This window comes from Alkalimonas mucilaginosa, from assembly GCF_036327005.1.
Taxonomy (GTDB): Bacteria; Pseudomonadota; Gammaproteobacteria; order Enterobacterales; family Alteromonadaceae; genus Alkalimonas; species Alkalimonas mucilaginosa.
Genome location: NZ_JAUGZK010000001.1, coordinates 95,782 through 109,462, shown reverse-complemented (window position 1 = coordinate 109,462; position 13,681 = coordinate 95,782). Strand labels below are relative to the sequence as shown.

Below are 13,681 nucleotides of genomic sequence, written 5' to 3'. Positions count from 1 at the left end.
GCCATGGATGGCTCCTTTTTATCCACCTTACTGATGCAAGCACAGGTAGAGATCGTGAAAATACACATGCAAGCAAGATCCCCTTTTCTTTCACTGACAGTGTCTTTATTCGCGCTGGCAGTCCTTAGCGGCTGCGATAGTAAACAACCTCAAACCAGTACGGTTGCCGAATCGACCAACAGCACCGCAGTGCAGCAGATTGCCAGCCTGGAGGTGCAAAACCCATCCGACTTTGCCCGGCCAGATCAACCGCTGCTATTGCCTTTTACCGATTTGGGAATAACCGCTGCTGAAGCAACTGCTCTGGTGGTGATGCAACAAGATCATCTGATCCCAAGCCAGTTGATCGATCACAGTGGTGATGGCGAAAAAGACACCTTGTATCTGCATCTTTCGATGGCCGCTGCTGAGCGCCAGCAATTGCAGGTACTGCAGGATCCCAACCGCTTCAGGCAACAAGCCTGGCCTGCCCGTACTCAGGCGGAAATATCCCATAAAGTCGGCGGTGAATGGCAGGGTGCCAAGTACCATGGCGGTGATTTTGTCAATGTGACTGAACTCACAGCTCCGGAGCAATACACCGATCACTCCGAATGGATCCGCTATGAAGGCCCTGGTATCGAATCGGATCGGGTCGGCTACCGGATTTATCTGGACTGGCGCAATGGCTTTGATATTTTCGGCAAAAAAACACCACAGCTGGTACTGCAGGATGTTGGCCAGGATGGCTATCAGTCCTACCATGCGATGGCCGACTGGGGCATGGATATTCTGAAAGTAGGCCTGACTTTAGGCGCTGGCGGCTATGGTTTCTGGGATGGTGAGCAGGTGCAACTGGTATCGGAGGTAGGCCAGCACAGCGCCCGCATTCACGAAAGTGGCCCCCTCTATTCCGGCATGCAGATCCATTATCAGGACTGGAAAATTGCCGGCAAAACCCTGGATTTAACGGCCAATTTTTCCATGACGCCGGGCAGTCGCCTGGTGCATACCCGGCTGGAACTGTCCGAGAGCTTGCCGCATATGGCGATTGGCTTGGTGAAGCACCCGGGAACCGAAGTAATCCATGGCCCGCACGAGATAACCGGTCACGCCTGGACCTATGTCGCTACCTGGGGCGACCAAAGCCTGGCTGGCGATCAACTGGGCATGGCACTGCTGTTTAAGCGCAGTACCCGGCTACAGCAAACCGAAGATGAACACAATCTGGTGTCGTTGATCCGGGTTCCCGACCAGCGGATGGAGTATTACTTTCTGGCCGCCTGGCAAGGCGAGCCGGGCGGCATTCAAAGCAAAGACGAATTCGTAGCCTATCTGGACCAGCAGATTGAAGCACTGACACTTACCCCCAGGGTACGACTGAATACAGCCCTGACCGATGCGCTGGTGCAGCAACCTCTGACGGCGGAGCGGGCACTGGATTGGTCTGAGCGACTGGCTGCCAGTGAAATGATCCGCCAAACCCCTTATTACCGCTACGGCGGCTGGGATTTTGAGCGCCGTAGGCCCGCTACCTGGGAATACACCACCGGCCTGTTGTTGCAAGCCTACGATGATTTATTCGAATTGCGTCCAAATGCTGAGTGGCAGCAAGTGATTGTCGATGTGGTCGACTCCTTTATCACCGAGCAAGGCGATATCCACACCTACGACATCAAAAAATACAACATCGACAGCATCAATACCGGTTTGATTCTGTTGCGTCATTACCTGCGTGATGCCAAACCTCATCACCGTCAGGCACTGGATTTGCTGCGCCGGCAACTGGCCGAGCACCCGCGTACTGCCGATGGTGCTTTCTGGCATAAACAAGTCTACCCTCATCAGCTATGGCTGGATGGCGTCTACATGGGCATGCCCTTCCTTGCCTATTACAGCAGCGAGTTTGAAGATGGCAAGGCACTGAAAGAGGTGGTGAAAGAGTTTGAACTGGCTTATCAGCTGCTGCGCGATCCAGCCACCGGCCTGTATTACCACGCCTGGGATGAAGCCCGTCAGCAAGTCTGGGCCGACCCAGAAACCGGTTTATCGCCGCATTTTTGGGGCCGTGGTCTGGGCTGGCTCACCATGGCACTGGTCGATGTGCTGGACTACATTCCTGCCGAGCAAACCGAGCTGCGTGAGCCACTGCTGCATATGATCAGCGATTTGGCAGCGACTTTGGCGCGCTATCAGGACAGCGAGTCCGGCACCTGGTTTCAGATCCTGGATCAACCGGAAGCGACCGGCAACTATCTGGAAGCTTCTGCCAGCGCCATGTTCACCTACTTTTATGCCAAAGCTCTGAACCAGGGATACCTGCCGCAGCAGTACCGGGATACCGCCTTAAAAGCCTATCAGGGCTTGCTGCAGGAGTTTGTGCTGGTGCATCCGGATGATAGCATCAGTTTCGTCAATACCGTACAGGTGGCCGGTCTCGGCTTTGGCCGCGATGGCAGCTACCAGTACTACATGAGCGAACCGGTTTTTCGTAATGACGCCAAAGCCAATGGCCCTTTCATCATGGCCGGCGTGCAAATTGCCAGGCTGCTTGGCATCGACCACTGAGTTCTTCTAAGGGTTGGGCCAGCGCAAGCTGGCTCTTTTTTTGGTAACCACATGCAGAAATGGCTTTTTCTTATCCTTGTTTGGTTTGGTCAGGCACAAGCAGCCGAACCGATTCAATTGCGGGTGGCCCAACTGGGGCCGGCCGATTACCGCAGCATTCAACAAGCCATTAATCAGCTACCAGCCAATGACCAATGGGGCATCATCCGGATTGGGCCCGGAGTTTACCCGGAAAAAATCTACCTGACACGGGACAGAGTGGTGCTGGCCGGTGCGGGCAAAGACCAGACCATCATTCAGGTCGCTGAGCTGCGGGCCAACTGGCTGGCGCAGCATCCAACGGACTGGGGCAGTGCGGTGGTCAATATCAACGCCACAGACATTGCTTTGGTCCAATTGACGGTACGCAATCACTATGGCGCTTTGACCGGCGATCACCGCCATCAGTTTGCCATCCGGGGTTTTGAGCGCGCCAGCCGTATCATCACAGCCGACTGCGCCGTGCTAGCCGACGGTGCTGATACCCTAAGTCTGTGGAATAAAACCGATGGCATGTATTACCACCATCAATGCCGTTTTGAGGGCCACACCGATATGGTGTGCCCCAGAGGCTGGGCCTTTTTCAGTCAAAGCCACTTTATCAACCATCGCCGCTCTGCCACTCTGTGGCACGATGGAGAGCTCGATAGCCAGCAAAAGCTGGTGGTACGGGATTCGGTATTTGAAGGGATCGATGGCTTCCTGCTGGGTCGTCGCCATTACGATGCGCAGTTTTATCTGATCCACAATGAGTACAGCAACAACATGGCCGATCGGGCTATTTTCCGGGTTAATTATCCGGATGAGCCAGGGCGTGACCAAGCCAATCAGTGGGGAGACCGTATTTACATCAGTCAGGCCGAAGGGAGCACTGCGCTCTACCCATGGCTGACAGATAACTTAGCCACCCACCCGCAGCAGCTCAGCGCCGATGACATCACTCCCCGCTGGGCATTTGAAGGCCGCTGGGATCCCGAGGCTGATTTGGCCCAAATTCAGCACTGGTTGGAGAGCGAGCCATGACCCTATCATCTGCCCTTATGGCAGTCGCTCTAACATTCGCACTGGCGCTATCACCATAAAAAAACCGGCCAAAAAAGCCGGTTCTTCTTAGACAAAAAACAAAATTACTCAGCAGCCGGCGCCTTGGACACACCCACCATAGCCGGGCGCAATAAGCGTCCGTTTAGCTCATAGCCTTTTTGCATCACAAAAGTGACGGTGTTGGGGGCCACATCGGCGGTTTCCATCATCGACATCGCCTGGTGCTGCTCCGGGTTAAACGGCTGGCCTTGTGGATCCAGTTGCTGCACGCCGAATTTTTCCACGGTGTCGAGGAAGCTTTTCAGCGTTAGTTCCACCCCTTCGGCCACGGAGTTCATGGTGTCGTTGTCTTTGTCGATAAAACCGAGTGCACGCTCCAGGTTATCAACCACTGGCAGCAAGTCGTTGGCAAATTTTTCCAATGCAAACTTATGGGCTTTTTCCACATCCTGACTGGCGCGGCGACGGGCATTTTCGGCATCGGCTTTAATCCGCAACATTGCATCCTGCTGATCGGCGACCTGCTTACGTAGTTGGGCAATTTCTGCTTCCAGTTTGTCGATCACGCTTTGCTCGGAGGATACCTCGACCGTATCTGCCGTATCTTGCTCTGCCTGCTCCGGGTTGCTCTGGGCCTGCACTTCCTCTTCCGGGGTCTGGGGGGCTTGTTGCTCAGTCATTCACTCAATCTCCAAAAATACCTGCTTCTTGGCTTAGCCAAAGGTCTGGTTGCTATATGGGGATGGATTTTACGGATTCAAGTTTAAATTTAACTGCCGGCTGCAAGCTTCAATGAGAGGCACAAATTGGCCATACGGCATGCGCCTCGGGCCCAGCAGCGCGATAAAACGATGCGGGCTTTGCTGATAGCACTGCACGATAAGACTGACACTGGAAAGCTCGGCAAAACCAGTTTCTTTGCCCAGCACTAGCTTGACATGGCCATCGCTGCTGAGTGTTTGCAGAAAACGCACCAGACCAGCCGGGTTTTCCAGCATGGAAAATACCTGCTGCAGCGCCGGATTACGCTGATACTCCGGCGAGAGCAGCAGTTGATGCTGGCCATAGATCAGCGGCTGATGCTGCTGCATTTCATCCAGCCCCAATTGGCCGAGCACCCGGCTAACCAGCTGCTGCAGGGTCCCCTGCTCACGCTGCGCCATAATTTCCAGCCGCGACATGCCTTCTTGCCACTGCACGCCGGATAAAGCCGCATTCAGCAAGCACAGGCCCTGGCTTAAGGTGGCGTTATCCACCTGGCTTTTGTGATGCAATACCCGGTGCAATATATCGCCATCTTCATCGATCACCACCAACAGCAGGCTATCGGCGGCAAGCCTTACCAAATCCACCTGGCGGATAATCCGCTCACCGGCCTTGGGTGGGCTGATAATGGCGACGCAACCGGTTAAGTTGGTCAGCAACTGGCCGGCGCGCTGGCACAGTAAAGACACCGGCAGCTCCAGCGGTAACTGCTTTTGCACCTGCTGCAGCCAGCGCATAGGCAGTGGTTGCAGTTGCAGCATACGATTGAAAAACTCACGAATGCCCTGGGTGGTGGGAATGCGGCCGGCCGAGGTATGAGGGGAGCGGATCAGGCCGGATTGCTCCAGCTGCACCATGGTATTGCGTACCGTGGCGGGGCTGACGTCCAGTCCTTCCTGAGCGGCAATAAACTTCGAGGATACCGGCTGGCCATCGGCCAGGTACTGCTCCACGATCATTTTTAAAATTACATCGGCGCGCGCAAGACGGGCATTCATAATCACTACCTGTGGTTGGTTCTGCTTAATCTGGGGGCACTTGTGTCAAAAACAAGTCAGCGCTAAAAACAAGTCAACAGTTGTGACGGCTTTATTTCCGGGTATACTGACCATAAGAACCCGCAGCAACAAAGAATGCCATGACCTCCGCATTTCAAACCATTGGCCTGATTGGCAAACCAAACCACGAAGGCGCCAACCAAACCCTGGTGGCCCTGCATCGTTTTCTGGAAGCCCGTGGCCTGACAGTCTATCTGGAACAAAAAGTAGCCCGCACGCTGGAGCTGACTGAAGCCAGGGTGCTGGACTTGGTCGATATCGGCAAACGCTGCGATCTGGCCATAGTGGTAGGTGGTGATGGCAATATGCTGGGTGCTGCCCGGGTCTTGGCCCGCTCCGATATCGCCGTGCTTGGTGTTAACCGTGGTAACCTGGGCTTTTTAACCGATCTGTCGCCTGAGGGCTTCGAACAGCCACTAAGCGAAGTGCTGGCCGGCAATTTCAAAACCGAGCTACGCAATTTACTGGAAATTTCGGTGCACCGTCACGGCACTATTAAAAGCAGCAACAGCGCAGTCAACGAAGCCGTACTGCACGCCGATAAAGTGGCGCATATGATTGAGTTCGAAGCCTACATCAACGACGAGTTCGTGTTTAGCCAGCGCTCAGACGGCTTGATCATCAGCACGCCGACCGGCTCCACCGCTTACTCTTTATCCGGCGGAGGCCCGATCCTGACACCGGATCTGGATGCAATGACACTGGTGCCAATGTTCCCACACACCCTAAGCAGCCGCCCTTTGGTGGTAGCAGGCAGCAGTGAAATTCAGCTAAAAGTAGCCGACAGCAACGATGCCCATCTACAGATCAGCTGCGACAGCCATGTGATCCTGGCCGTCATGCCGGGCGATGATATTTTTATCCGCAAACACCCGCGGCCACTGCGGCTGATACACCCACCAGGCTACAGCTACTACCATGTTCTGCGCAATAAGCTTGGTTGGGGCAGCCGGCTGTATTAAAACGCTGTTGGCGTACCGCCACTAGAATCGAAACCAACCTAAGCAAAAAATCAGCAGTGTGCTCTTGCAAAATGGCAAATTACTGTATAGATTTACACTGTCTATTTAAACAGTAAACTAGCCTTGCGAGGTGCCCTATGCTGTCCCATCTTCATATCAGTAATTTTGCCATCGTTCGTGCACTGGAGCTGGACTGGCAGCAGGGCATGACCAGCATTACCGGCGAAACCGGTGCCGGCAAGTCGATTGCACTGGACGCCTTAGCACTTTGCTTGGGAGAGCGGGCGGAAGCTTCAATGGTTCGCCCTGGTGCCGATAAAGCCGATATCGTCGCCAGCTTTGATGTCAGTCAATTGCCAGCTGCTCAGCAATGGCTGGAGCAGCAAGATCTGGCCATGGGCCAGGAGTGCATTATTCGCCGGGTGATCAGCAGCGAAGGCCGTTCCCGCGGCTACATCAATGGCGTGCAGGTACCGGCGCAGCAACTGAAGGCCCTGGGCCAGCATCTGCTAAGCATCCATGGCCAACATGCCCATCAGTTGCTGTTAAAGCCGGATTATCAGCGCCAGCTGCTGGATGCCTTTGCCAACCACAACAACAGCCTGCAGCACACCAAACAGCACTGGCAGCAGTGGCAGCAACTCAAGCGCGAACAGCAGCAATTGCAACAAGCCTGTCAGCAGCGTGAAGCACAGCAGCAGTTGCTGGAGTATCAGGTGGCCGAACTGGATCAGTTTGCACCGGGTGAGCAGGAATTTACCGAACTGGAAGCAGAGCACAGCCGACTGAGCCATGGCCAGCAGCTGCTGTGTGACAGCCAGAGCGCGCTGGCCCAGCTGTACGATAGCGATGACACCACCATTTATCAGGCCCTGAGCAGTACCTGCCAGCAACTGGAACAGCTGGCTGGGCTGGACAGCAGTTTGACGCCGGTGCAGCAGATGCTGGCCGAGGCCTTGGTGCAGGTTGAAGAAGCCAGCCGCGAGCTTCGGCATTACAGCGAAAAGCTGGAGCTGGATCCAGAACGGTTGCAACTGGTAGACGAGCGGATGAGCCAGTGGCTGCAACTGAGCCGCAAACATCAAATCAGCGAACACGAACTGTATCAACAGCATCAGGAACTGAGTGAGCAATTGCAGGCGCTGAGTCGTGATGATGCCCGGCTGGATGAACTGGCCCTGCAACTGCAACAAGCCGAACACGACTACCAGCAAAGCGCAGCCATACTGACGGAGCAGCGTCAGAGCGCGGCCGAAAAACTCAGTGCGATGATCAGCCAAAGCATGCATGAACTAAGCATGCACAATGGCCAGTTCCAGATTGAAGTCAGCCCGCAGCCACTGGATAAAGCCAGTGCCCTTGGGCTGGATAAGATCGAATTTCTGGTCTGCACCAACCCAGGCCAGCCACTGCAACCGCTGCATAAAGTCGCATCCGGTGGCGAGTTATCCCGCATCAGCCTGGCGGTGCAGGTGATTCTGGCCGATCAAATCACCACCCCAACCCTCATTTTTGACGAGGTCGATGTGGGGATCAGTGGCCCGGTCGCAGCCGGTGTTGGCCGCTTGTTGCGTCAGCTTGGCGAGCGCTGCCAGGTGATCTGCATTACCCACTTGCCGCAAGTCGCCAGTCAGGGCCATCAGCAATTGTTTGTGGAAAAATATACCGATGGCATTGCCACCGAAACCCGAATTCGTAACCTGAGTGACGAAGAGCGGGTTAGTGAGATTGCCCGCTTGCTGGCCGGCGAGAACATCAGTGCCAGCGCTCTGGCCAATGCCCGTGAACTTTTGTGCGCACCTTAAGTCTGAGGTTGTACGCTATTGGCCGCTTCAGGTATGATAGTGTGAATGAAACGGACAAGAAGATGAAAAGCATGAATGTAGTAGCAAAATGGCTGATTATCCTTAGCAGCGTGATCACCTTAAGTGCTTGCAGTAGCTGGATTTACCGGATTGATATCCCACAGGGCAATTACATGGAGCAACGCGACGTTGATAAGTTGCGGGTGCAAATGAGCAAAGAACAGGTACGCTTTGTGCTTGGCAACCCGGTGGCGCAAAACAGTTTTGATGACAATATCTGGCATTATTATTACGCCATCCAGTACGGTAATGGCAATAAAATGGAACGTGCCTTAGTGGTCCATTTTGACGAAGGCCGGCTGGCAAAGGTCGAAGGTGATTTTGAGCTGTCGGAAGAGTTTGATACGCCGTTGGATAACTAAGCCCAGTGCTACAATCTACGCGAAAGAAACCGGCTGAATGCCGGTTTTTTGTTGGTTGAACAAATATTCTTTGCCGCGGAAGCAACTATTACGTTTCGCTCTCTTTAGCCGAGTTGAGTGGCCTGCCACCGGTGACCTGATTGGCACGCCCTTCCTGTTTGGCTTTTTCTGCCCGTTTGCGGCGCAGCTCCTTTGGATCAGCAATCAAGGGCCGGTACAATTCGATGCGATCCCCTGCTTTGAGTGGATCAGCTAGCTTTACTGCCCTGCTCCAGATCCCTACCTTCTGCGTTGCCAGCTCCAGCTCCGGATAAAGCTCCAAAATACCAGATAAGCGGATTGCTTGTTCGACACTGGCATCTGCCGGCACGGTCACCGTTAACAAGGATTGTTTGTCCGGTAAGGCATAAGCCACTTCAATGGTAATGCTGTCAGACATTCGGGGCTCCATACACCTGTTTTGCCCGCTCGGTAAAGGCATTGACCATGGCTGCAGTCAGCTCTTTAAAAATTTTGCCAAAGGCCAGTTCCACCAAACGACTGCTAAATTCAAATTCCAGTTTCAGTTCAACTTTGCAGGCATTGCTTTGCAGCTCGGTAAAGGTCCAGCCACCCTGCAGCTTTTTAAAAGGCCCATTCACCAGGCTCATCCCAATACGATGGGGTGCTTCCAACTGATTCAAGGTGGTAAAGGATTTGCCCAAGCCTGCTTTGCCAAGCTCTAGCTCGGCTTCCATTTGCGCTTCACTTTGGCGTACAATCCTGGCAGCTTTGCAACCGGGCAGAAACTCAGGGTAGCGACTAACGTCATTCACCAGATCAAACATCTGCTGCGCACTGTAAAATACCAATGCACTGCGCTCTATTTGTGGCATAGTCTTTCCTCGTACAAGCAAGTCGCAGATTGTAACAGAAAAGTTCGTACCAACAAGGCTTCGACCATAGCAAAGCAAGCATCGGATCCCGTATACTAGACAGCTATGACAAAAAAGAAACCGAAAACTCAAAGCAGTACCATCGCGCTGAATAAAAAAGCCCGCCATGAATATTTCCTCGAAGACAAGTTTGAGGCCGGTATCAGTTTGCAGGGATGGGAAGTAAAAAGCATTCGACTGGGCAAAGTAAACCTGTCGGACTCCTACGTCATTATCAAACAAGGCGAAGCCTATTTGTTTGGCGCGCAAATTCAGCCACTAAACAGTGCGTCCAGCCATGTGATTTGCGATCCGGAGCGCAGCCGTAAACTGCTGCTAAAAAAACGCGAGCTGGCCAAACTGATTGGTTTGACCGAGCGCGATGGCTACACCTTGGTGGCAACCGCCATGTACTGGAAAGCCTGTTGGGTCAAAGTCGAATTCCACCTGGCTAAAGGCAAGAAGCACTTTGATAAACGCTCCGACTTAAAAGACAAAGACTGGGCGCGGGAAAAAGAGCGGATGATGAAACACACCCATCGTTAATTTCGCTTTGGGCTTGAAACTTTGACCGCAAGCCCTCATCTAACTAATAACGGGTTGAAATAACCCGCAATATACCGGCAGTATCTCTTGTACAGCTTGCGACAAGCCCGTACAATGCCGGTCACACGCTGAGTGGGCGTAATCACTACCGAATTCGGGGCTGATTCTGGATTCGACGGGATTCACGAACTCTTAGGTGCATGCCGAGGTGCGGTAGGCCTCGTAAAAAAACCGCAAACCAATAGTCGCAAACGACGAAAACTACGCAATCGCTGCCTAATAAGCAGTAGATAGCTCTCCCGCTCTTGCATGCCTGTAAGCAGAGGTAACGGGGGATCACCCTAAACAGGATCGCGTGGCGGCTTCGCCTGGAGCCAAGACGTTAAAACCAATCAGGCTCGCCCGACGATAGCCTGCCATTCGGCGCTCATAGGGTTAACTAAATGAATTGGCTAAGCATGTAGTACCGAGGATGTAGGTTTTTCGGACGGGGGTTCAACTCCCCCCAGCTCCACCAAACCAGAAGGCCAGCTCAATTGAGCTGGCTTTTTTTATTTAGCCTATGGAACCAAAACTGCGCGCATTGCACTAAGATTTGCGCTGAATATGCACCGTCACTTCTTCGCGGTCGTGGTACAAGTGCTTAGCCTGCAACTGATAGCGGATGCCGGCTTCGTGCAAACGCAGATGCACCTGTTCCAGCACCTGCTCCACCATCTCGTAGCGCTTTTTCATCGGCAGTTTCAGGTTAAAGATACTTTCCTGGCACCAGCCATTGCTCAGCCAATCGCACATCAGCATCGCCACCCGATCAGGTTTCTCTATCATATCGCACACCAGCCAGTAGACATTTTGCTTGGCCGGCTGGAATTTAAAGCCATCAACCTGCAGATGCTTGACCTGACCGGTTTCCATCAGCGCCGGATCCATCGGGCCATTGTCGATGGCGGTCACCATCATGCTGCGCCGCACCAGTTGGTAAGTCCAGCCCCCCGGGCTGGCTCCTAAATCCACCGCATTCATACCAGACGCCAGCCGCTGCGGCCGCTCACTGGCCGGAATAAAGGTTAAAAAGGCTTCTTCCAGCTTTAAGGTACTGCGGCTGGGCGCATCCTTGGGCGACTTTAACCGCATAATGCCATTTTCCAGCGGGCTGTTATTTTTCGGATAGCTCAGCCCCAGCATGGCCTCACTGCCGGAGAGTAAGAACAAATGCAGGACCGGCTTATCATCCCGCTCTTTGGCCGTTAAAGCCCCCTGATTACGGAGCGCCAACCGCAGCGGCACCGTCAGTTTTCGAGCCAGAGTCGATAAAGTTTTGCCGTCATTGGTTTCCGGATATTCCACCCGCAGTTGACCGCAGCCCTGTAGCTCATGGTTTGCCGCCGCCTCCAGCACGGTACTGACACGATCATGCGGCTGCAGCTCTAATAAAGGCTCCAGCAGCAAACACCACTGACGGGAAAACACCAATTGTGTTAAAGAAAAAGTGCGAAAGAAGTGCACCAGGGCTTCGCCATCATAGGCTTCAAAAATGACATAAGCACTGTGGTTGCTGAGCTTACAATAGCCAAACACATCGTGCTGAGCTGCTTTGTCCTGAATTTCAGCCGCACAGTCTTTTTCAAAACCAGAGCGACAGTAGAGCAATAATTGCTTCATGCGCGTTTCCCAAACCAGGGGCTGATGGCAAGCAGCAGCCAACCCAGGATCATTAATTGTCCACCTATAGGTGCTAACCGGCTAAAATGCAGTGGCAACAACCAGGCACCAGCCATTAAAGTGTATACAAAGAGCCAGCTACCCAAATGCCAACACAGCAAGGTAGCAGCAAGCAGTCGCCCAGCTGCGGGGCGGGCTGACACCGCCAGAATAGCCACTGTATGCAGCGCCAGCATCGACAGCGCACTGATCACCACGCTCAGTTCAGCAGCATCTAGTCGCTGTAAACCAAGGTGCATGGTAACAGCCGATAGCCCTACCACAGCCGCACCATACACAGCCGCCAGACTGAAGCTTATTTTATACAGCATAGTTTCTCCATCCAGCGCCGGGTCACCGCAGCCGCCTCCACGATCAGTTGCTCCTGGCTGTAGCCACTTTTTTTCCGAGGCTTAAAGCTGTGATCACCATCGTTCAGCCAATGCAAGGCGACAGACGGCCAATGCTGGCCTGCCATCTCCTGCTGATGACCAAAGGTATCGCGCTGACCTTGCAGGATCAACAAAGGTTTACTCAGTTCATTAAAATGCCCGGTACGATATTGCTGCTTACCCGGGGCGTGAAATGGATAGCCGTATGCCAGTACACCGGCCATTGGCAAGCTCGCATCAACAGCCAGCATGGAAGCAACCCGCCCCCCCATGGATTTACCCCCAATAAAAAGCGGCAGATCCGAAGGGCACTGCGCAAGCACATCCCGAAAGTCTTGCAGCAATACCGGCATAGGGTTTGGCGGTCGTTTTTTTTGCTCCACAACTTGCTGCTGCATGTACGGAAAATTAAAACGCCATACTTCGATATTCTGAGCCACCAAGGCACTCGTCAACCACTGCATAAAGTCGCTTTGCATGCCAGCACCTGCACCATGCGCCAACAGCAGACGAGCTATTGGCTGCTGCGGACGCTCAATCAACGGCGACGGCATTGGTAAATTGCTGCTCATTAAATTGTTCCTGCTCTTGCTGCACTACAGCAGTTAACCATTGGCGAAAGGCGGTGATTTTTCCCAGGTCGGCCTGACTTTCCCGGCACACCAGGTAGTAGGCATCTTTGGACAAAAGCACATGATTAAAGAGCACCATTAAACGGCCCGAGCTAATATCCGGACGGGCCAGTACATTATGAGCCAAAGCAACACCCTGGCCATGAATAGCGGCTTGCAATACCATGGAGGAGTGGCTAAAAATTGGCCCCTGGTTGACGTTAAAGTGTTTGTAGCCCTGGCTGGCAAACCAGGATTTCCAGGCTTTGCGCGAGCCATCGTGCAACAGGTTATGAAAGCGCAAATCCGTGACTTCTGCTAACGGCTTGCCTGAGCTTAGCAGTAATGGCGAGCAAACCGGCAACAGATACTCAGCCTGCAGCTTGTCTGAGCGCAGATTACGCCAGTTGCCACGGCCATAGTAAACAGCTACATCCACATCATCCGTTAACGAGCCTTCGTCCTGATCGACCGCTTTAATCCGCACATCAATATCCGGATGCCGTTCACTAAACAAATTTAGCCTGGGTACCAGCCACTGAATGGCAAAGCTAGGCTGCATACTAACCGTTAGTGAGCCTTTAGCACCACGCGCCAATAGCTTTTCGGTGGCATCGTGCAGTTGCAGGAAGATTTCCCGGATATCCTGAAAATACCCTTGCCCTTCTTCCGTCAGTAGCAAGGAGCGGTTTTTTCGTAAGAACAACTTCAGTCCCAGATGCTCTTCCAGTGCTTTAATTTGATGGCTGATAGCTGCCTGGGTTACAAACAGCTCTTCGGCGGCACGGGTAAAGCTCAGATGCCGGGCTGCCGATTCAAAAGCTTTTAAAGCATTCAGCGGGGGTAATCGTCGCGCCATGGCTTGGCCAGGTCTC

The 13,681-nt window shown here is 53.4% G+C and carries 14 protein-coding genes and 1 other RNA gene; 7 read left to right on the top strand and 8 right to left on the bottom strand.

Annotated elements, in window-relative coordinates; translation table 11 throughout:
• Positions 1 to 3 precede the first annotated feature (3 nt).
• Both QWF21_RS00490 and QWF21_RS00485 read left to right on the top strand, forming a co-directional pair.
• Complete coding sequence (locus tag QWF21_RS00490; protein WP_330086072.1) at positions 4 to 2,547, top strand: glycoside hydrolase family 88 protein; 2,544 nt, start codon at positions 4 to 6, stop codon at positions 2,545 to 2,547.
• A 51-nt stretch (positions 2,548 to 2,598) separates the two neighbouring features.
• Positions 2,599 to 3,609 (top strand): pectinesterase family protein, encoded by a 1,011-nt coding sequence (locus QWF21_RS00485; protein WP_330086071.1) that lies wholly within the window; start codon positions 2,599 to 2,601, stop codon positions 3,607 to 3,609.
• Between the two features lie 104 nt (positions 3,610 to 3,713).
• Here QWF21_RS00485 and grpE read toward each other — a convergent pair whose 3' ends face one another.
• Together grpE and hrcA are read right to left on the bottom strand one after the other, a co-directional pair.
• Positions 3,714 to 4,310 (bottom strand): nucleotide exchange factor GrpE, encoded by a 597-nt coding sequence (gene grpE, locus QWF21_RS00480; RefSeq protein ID WP_330086070.1) that lies wholly within the window; start codon positions 4,308 to 4,310, stop codon positions 3,714 to 3,716.
• Between the two features lie 69 nt (positions 4,311 to 4,379).
• Positions 4,380 to 5,393, bottom strand: coding sequence for a heat-inducible transcriptional repressor HrcA (hrcA, locus tag QWF21_RS00475; protein ID WP_330086069.1), 1,014 nt, complete (start codon positions 5,391 to 5,393; stop codon positions 4,380 to 4,382).
• 140 nt (positions 5,394 to 5,533) lie between these two features.
• Here hrcA and nadK point away from each other — a divergent pair, with 140 nt between their 5' ends.
• The 3 genes from nadK to QWF21_RS00460 all read left to right on the top strand — a co-directional run bounded on the left by nadK (position 5,534) and on the right by QWF21_RS00460 (position 8,642).
• Positions 5,534 to 6,415, top strand: coding sequence for an NAD(+) kinase (gene nadK, locus QWF21_RS00470; RefSeq protein WP_330086068.1), 882 nt, complete (start codon positions 5,534 to 5,536; stop codon positions 6,413 to 6,415).
• A 137-nt stretch (positions 6,416 to 6,552) separates the two neighbouring features.
• A complete protein-coding gene (gene recN, locus QWF21_RS00465; protein WP_330086067.1) occupies positions 6,553 to 8,220 on the top strand; it encodes a DNA repair protein RecN in 1,668 nt (555 codons plus the stop codon).
• 62 nt (positions 8,221 to 8,282) lie between these two features.
• Positions 8,283 to 8,642 (top strand): outer membrane protein assembly factor BamE, encoded by a 360-nt coding sequence (locus tag QWF21_RS00460; RefSeq protein ID WP_330086066.1) that lies wholly within the window; start codon positions 8,283 to 8,285, stop codon positions 8,640 to 8,642.
• An 88-nt stretch (positions 8,643 to 8,730) separates the two neighbouring features.
• On the opposite strand, the gene QWF21_RS00455 is transcribed toward QWF21_RS00460, so the two are convergent.
• Entirely contained in the window at positions 8,731 to 9,081 is a 351-nt protein-coding gene (locus QWF21_RS00455) for an RnfH family protein (protein WP_330086065.1), read from the bottom strand.
• Complete coding sequence (locus tag QWF21_RS00450) at positions 9,074 to 9,517, bottom strand: type II toxin-antitoxin system RatA family toxin (protein ID WP_330086064.1); 444 nt, start codon at positions 9,515 to 9,517, stop codon at positions 9,074 to 9,076. The genes QWF21_RS00455 and QWF21_RS00450 overlap by 8 nt, the downstream gene beginning before the upstream one ends.
• Positions 9,518 to 9,622: 105 nt before the next feature.
• On the opposite strand from QWF21_RS00450, the gene smpB reads away from it, so the two are divergent.
• Together smpB and ssrA are read left to right on the top strand one after the other, a co-directional pair.
• Positions 9,623 to 10,102 (top strand): SsrA-binding protein SmpB, encoded by a 480-nt coding sequence (smpB, locus tag QWF21_RS00445; RefSeq protein WP_330086063.1) that lies wholly within the window; start codon positions 9,623 to 9,625, stop codon positions 10,100 to 10,102.
• Positions 10,103 to 10,258: 156 nt separating this feature from the next.
• Positions 10,259 to 10,619: a transfer-messenger RNA gene (ssrA, locus tag QWF21_RS00440) on the top strand.
• A 71-nt stretch (positions 10,620 to 10,690) separates the two neighbouring features.
• On the opposite strand, the gene rlmM is transcribed toward ssrA, so the two are convergent.
• From rlmM to QWF21_RS00420, 4 genes are read right to left on the bottom strand one after another with little or no spacing between them, the layout of a single operon-like run.
• Positions 10,691 to 11,764 carry a 23S rRNA (cytidine(2498)-2'-O)-methyltransferase RlmM gene (rlmM, locus tag QWF21_RS00435; RefSeq protein WP_330086062.1) on the bottom strand — a complete coding sequence of 358 codons (1,074 nt, stop codon included), beginning with the start codon at positions 11,762 to 11,764 and terminating at the stop codon, positions 10,691 to 10,693.
• Positions 11,761 to 12,135, bottom strand: coding sequence for a DUF423 domain-containing protein (locus QWF21_RS00430; RefSeq protein WP_330086061.1), 375 nt, complete (start codon positions 12,133 to 12,135; stop codon positions 11,761 to 11,763). Before QWF21_RS00430 ends, rlmM begins: the two co-directional genes overlap by 4 nt.
• Positions 12,120 to 12,767, bottom strand: coding sequence for an alpha/beta family hydrolase (locus QWF21_RS00425; protein ID WP_330086060.1), 648 nt, complete (start codon positions 12,765 to 12,767; stop codon positions 12,120 to 12,122). The genes QWF21_RS00430 and QWF21_RS00425 overlap by 16 nt, the downstream gene beginning before the upstream one ends.
• A complete protein-coding gene (locus QWF21_RS00420) occupies positions 12,730 to 13,665 on the bottom strand; it encodes a transcriptional regulator GcvA (RefSeq protein WP_330086059.1) in 936 nt (311 codons plus the stop codon). Before QWF21_RS00420 ends, QWF21_RS00425 begins: the two co-directional genes overlap by 38 nt.
• Positions 13,666 to 13,681 lie beyond the last annotated feature (16 nt).

What these genes read in the sequence shown, in the direction of transcription:
- QWF21_RS00460 (WP_330086066.1), top strand. Translation starts at nt 8,283, where the DNA reads ATGAAAAGCATGAATGTAGTAGCAAAATGGCTGATTATCCTTAGCAGC.
- QWF21_RS00420 (WP_330086059.1), bottom strand. Translation starts at nt 13,665, where the DNA reads ATGGCGCGACGATTACCCCCGCTGAATGCTTTAAAAGCTTTTGAATCG.
- QWF21_RS00455 (WP_330086065.1), bottom strand. Translation starts at nt 9,081, where the DNA reads ATGTCTGACAGCATTACCATTGAAGTGGCTTATGCCTTACCGGACAAA.
- QWF21_RS00430 (WP_330086061.1), bottom strand. Translation starts at nt 12,135, where the DNA reads ATGCTGTATAAAATAAGCTTCAGTCTGGCGGCTGTGTATGGTGCGGCT.
- rlmM (WP_330086062.1), bottom strand. Translation starts at nt 11,764, where the DNA reads ATGAAGCAATTATTGCTCTACTGTCGCTCTGGTTTTGAAAAAGACTGT.
- QWF21_RS00490 (WP_330086072.1), top strand. Translation starts at nt 4, where the DNA reads ATGGATGGCTCCTTTTTATCCACCTTACTGATGCAAGCACAGGTAGAG.
- hrcA (WP_330086069.1), bottom strand. Translation starts at nt 5,393, where the DNA reads ATGAATGCCCGTCTTGCGCGCGCCGATGTAATTTTAAAAATGATCGTG.
- smpB (WP_330086063.1), top strand. Translation starts at nt 9,623, where the DNA reads ATGACAAAAAAGAAACCGAAAACTCAAAGCAGTACCATCGCGCTGAAT.
- recN (WP_330086067.1), top strand. Translation starts at nt 6,553, where the DNA reads ATGCTGTCCCATCTTCATATCAGTAATTTTGCCATCGTTCGTGCACTG.
- QWF21_RS00450 (WP_330086064.1), bottom strand. Translation starts at nt 9,517, where the DNA reads ATGCCACAAATAGAGCGCAGTGCATTGGTATTTTACAGTGCGCAGCAG.
- grpE (WP_330086070.1), bottom strand. Translation starts at nt 4,310, where the DNA reads ATGACTGAGCAACAAGCCCCCCAGACCCCGGAAGAGGAAGTGCAGGCC.
- nadK (WP_330086068.1), top strand. Translation starts at nt 5,534, where the DNA reads ATGACCTCCGCATTTCAAACCATTGGCCTGATTGGCAAACCAAACCAC.
- QWF21_RS00485 (WP_330086071.1), top strand. Translation starts at nt 2,599, where the DNA reads ATGCAGAAATGGCTTTTTCTTATCCTTGTTTGGTTTGGTCAGGCACAA.
- QWF21_RS00425 (WP_330086060.1), bottom strand. Translation starts at nt 12,767, where the DNA reads ATGAGCAGCAATTTACCAATGCCGTCGCCGTTGATTGAGCGTCCGCAG.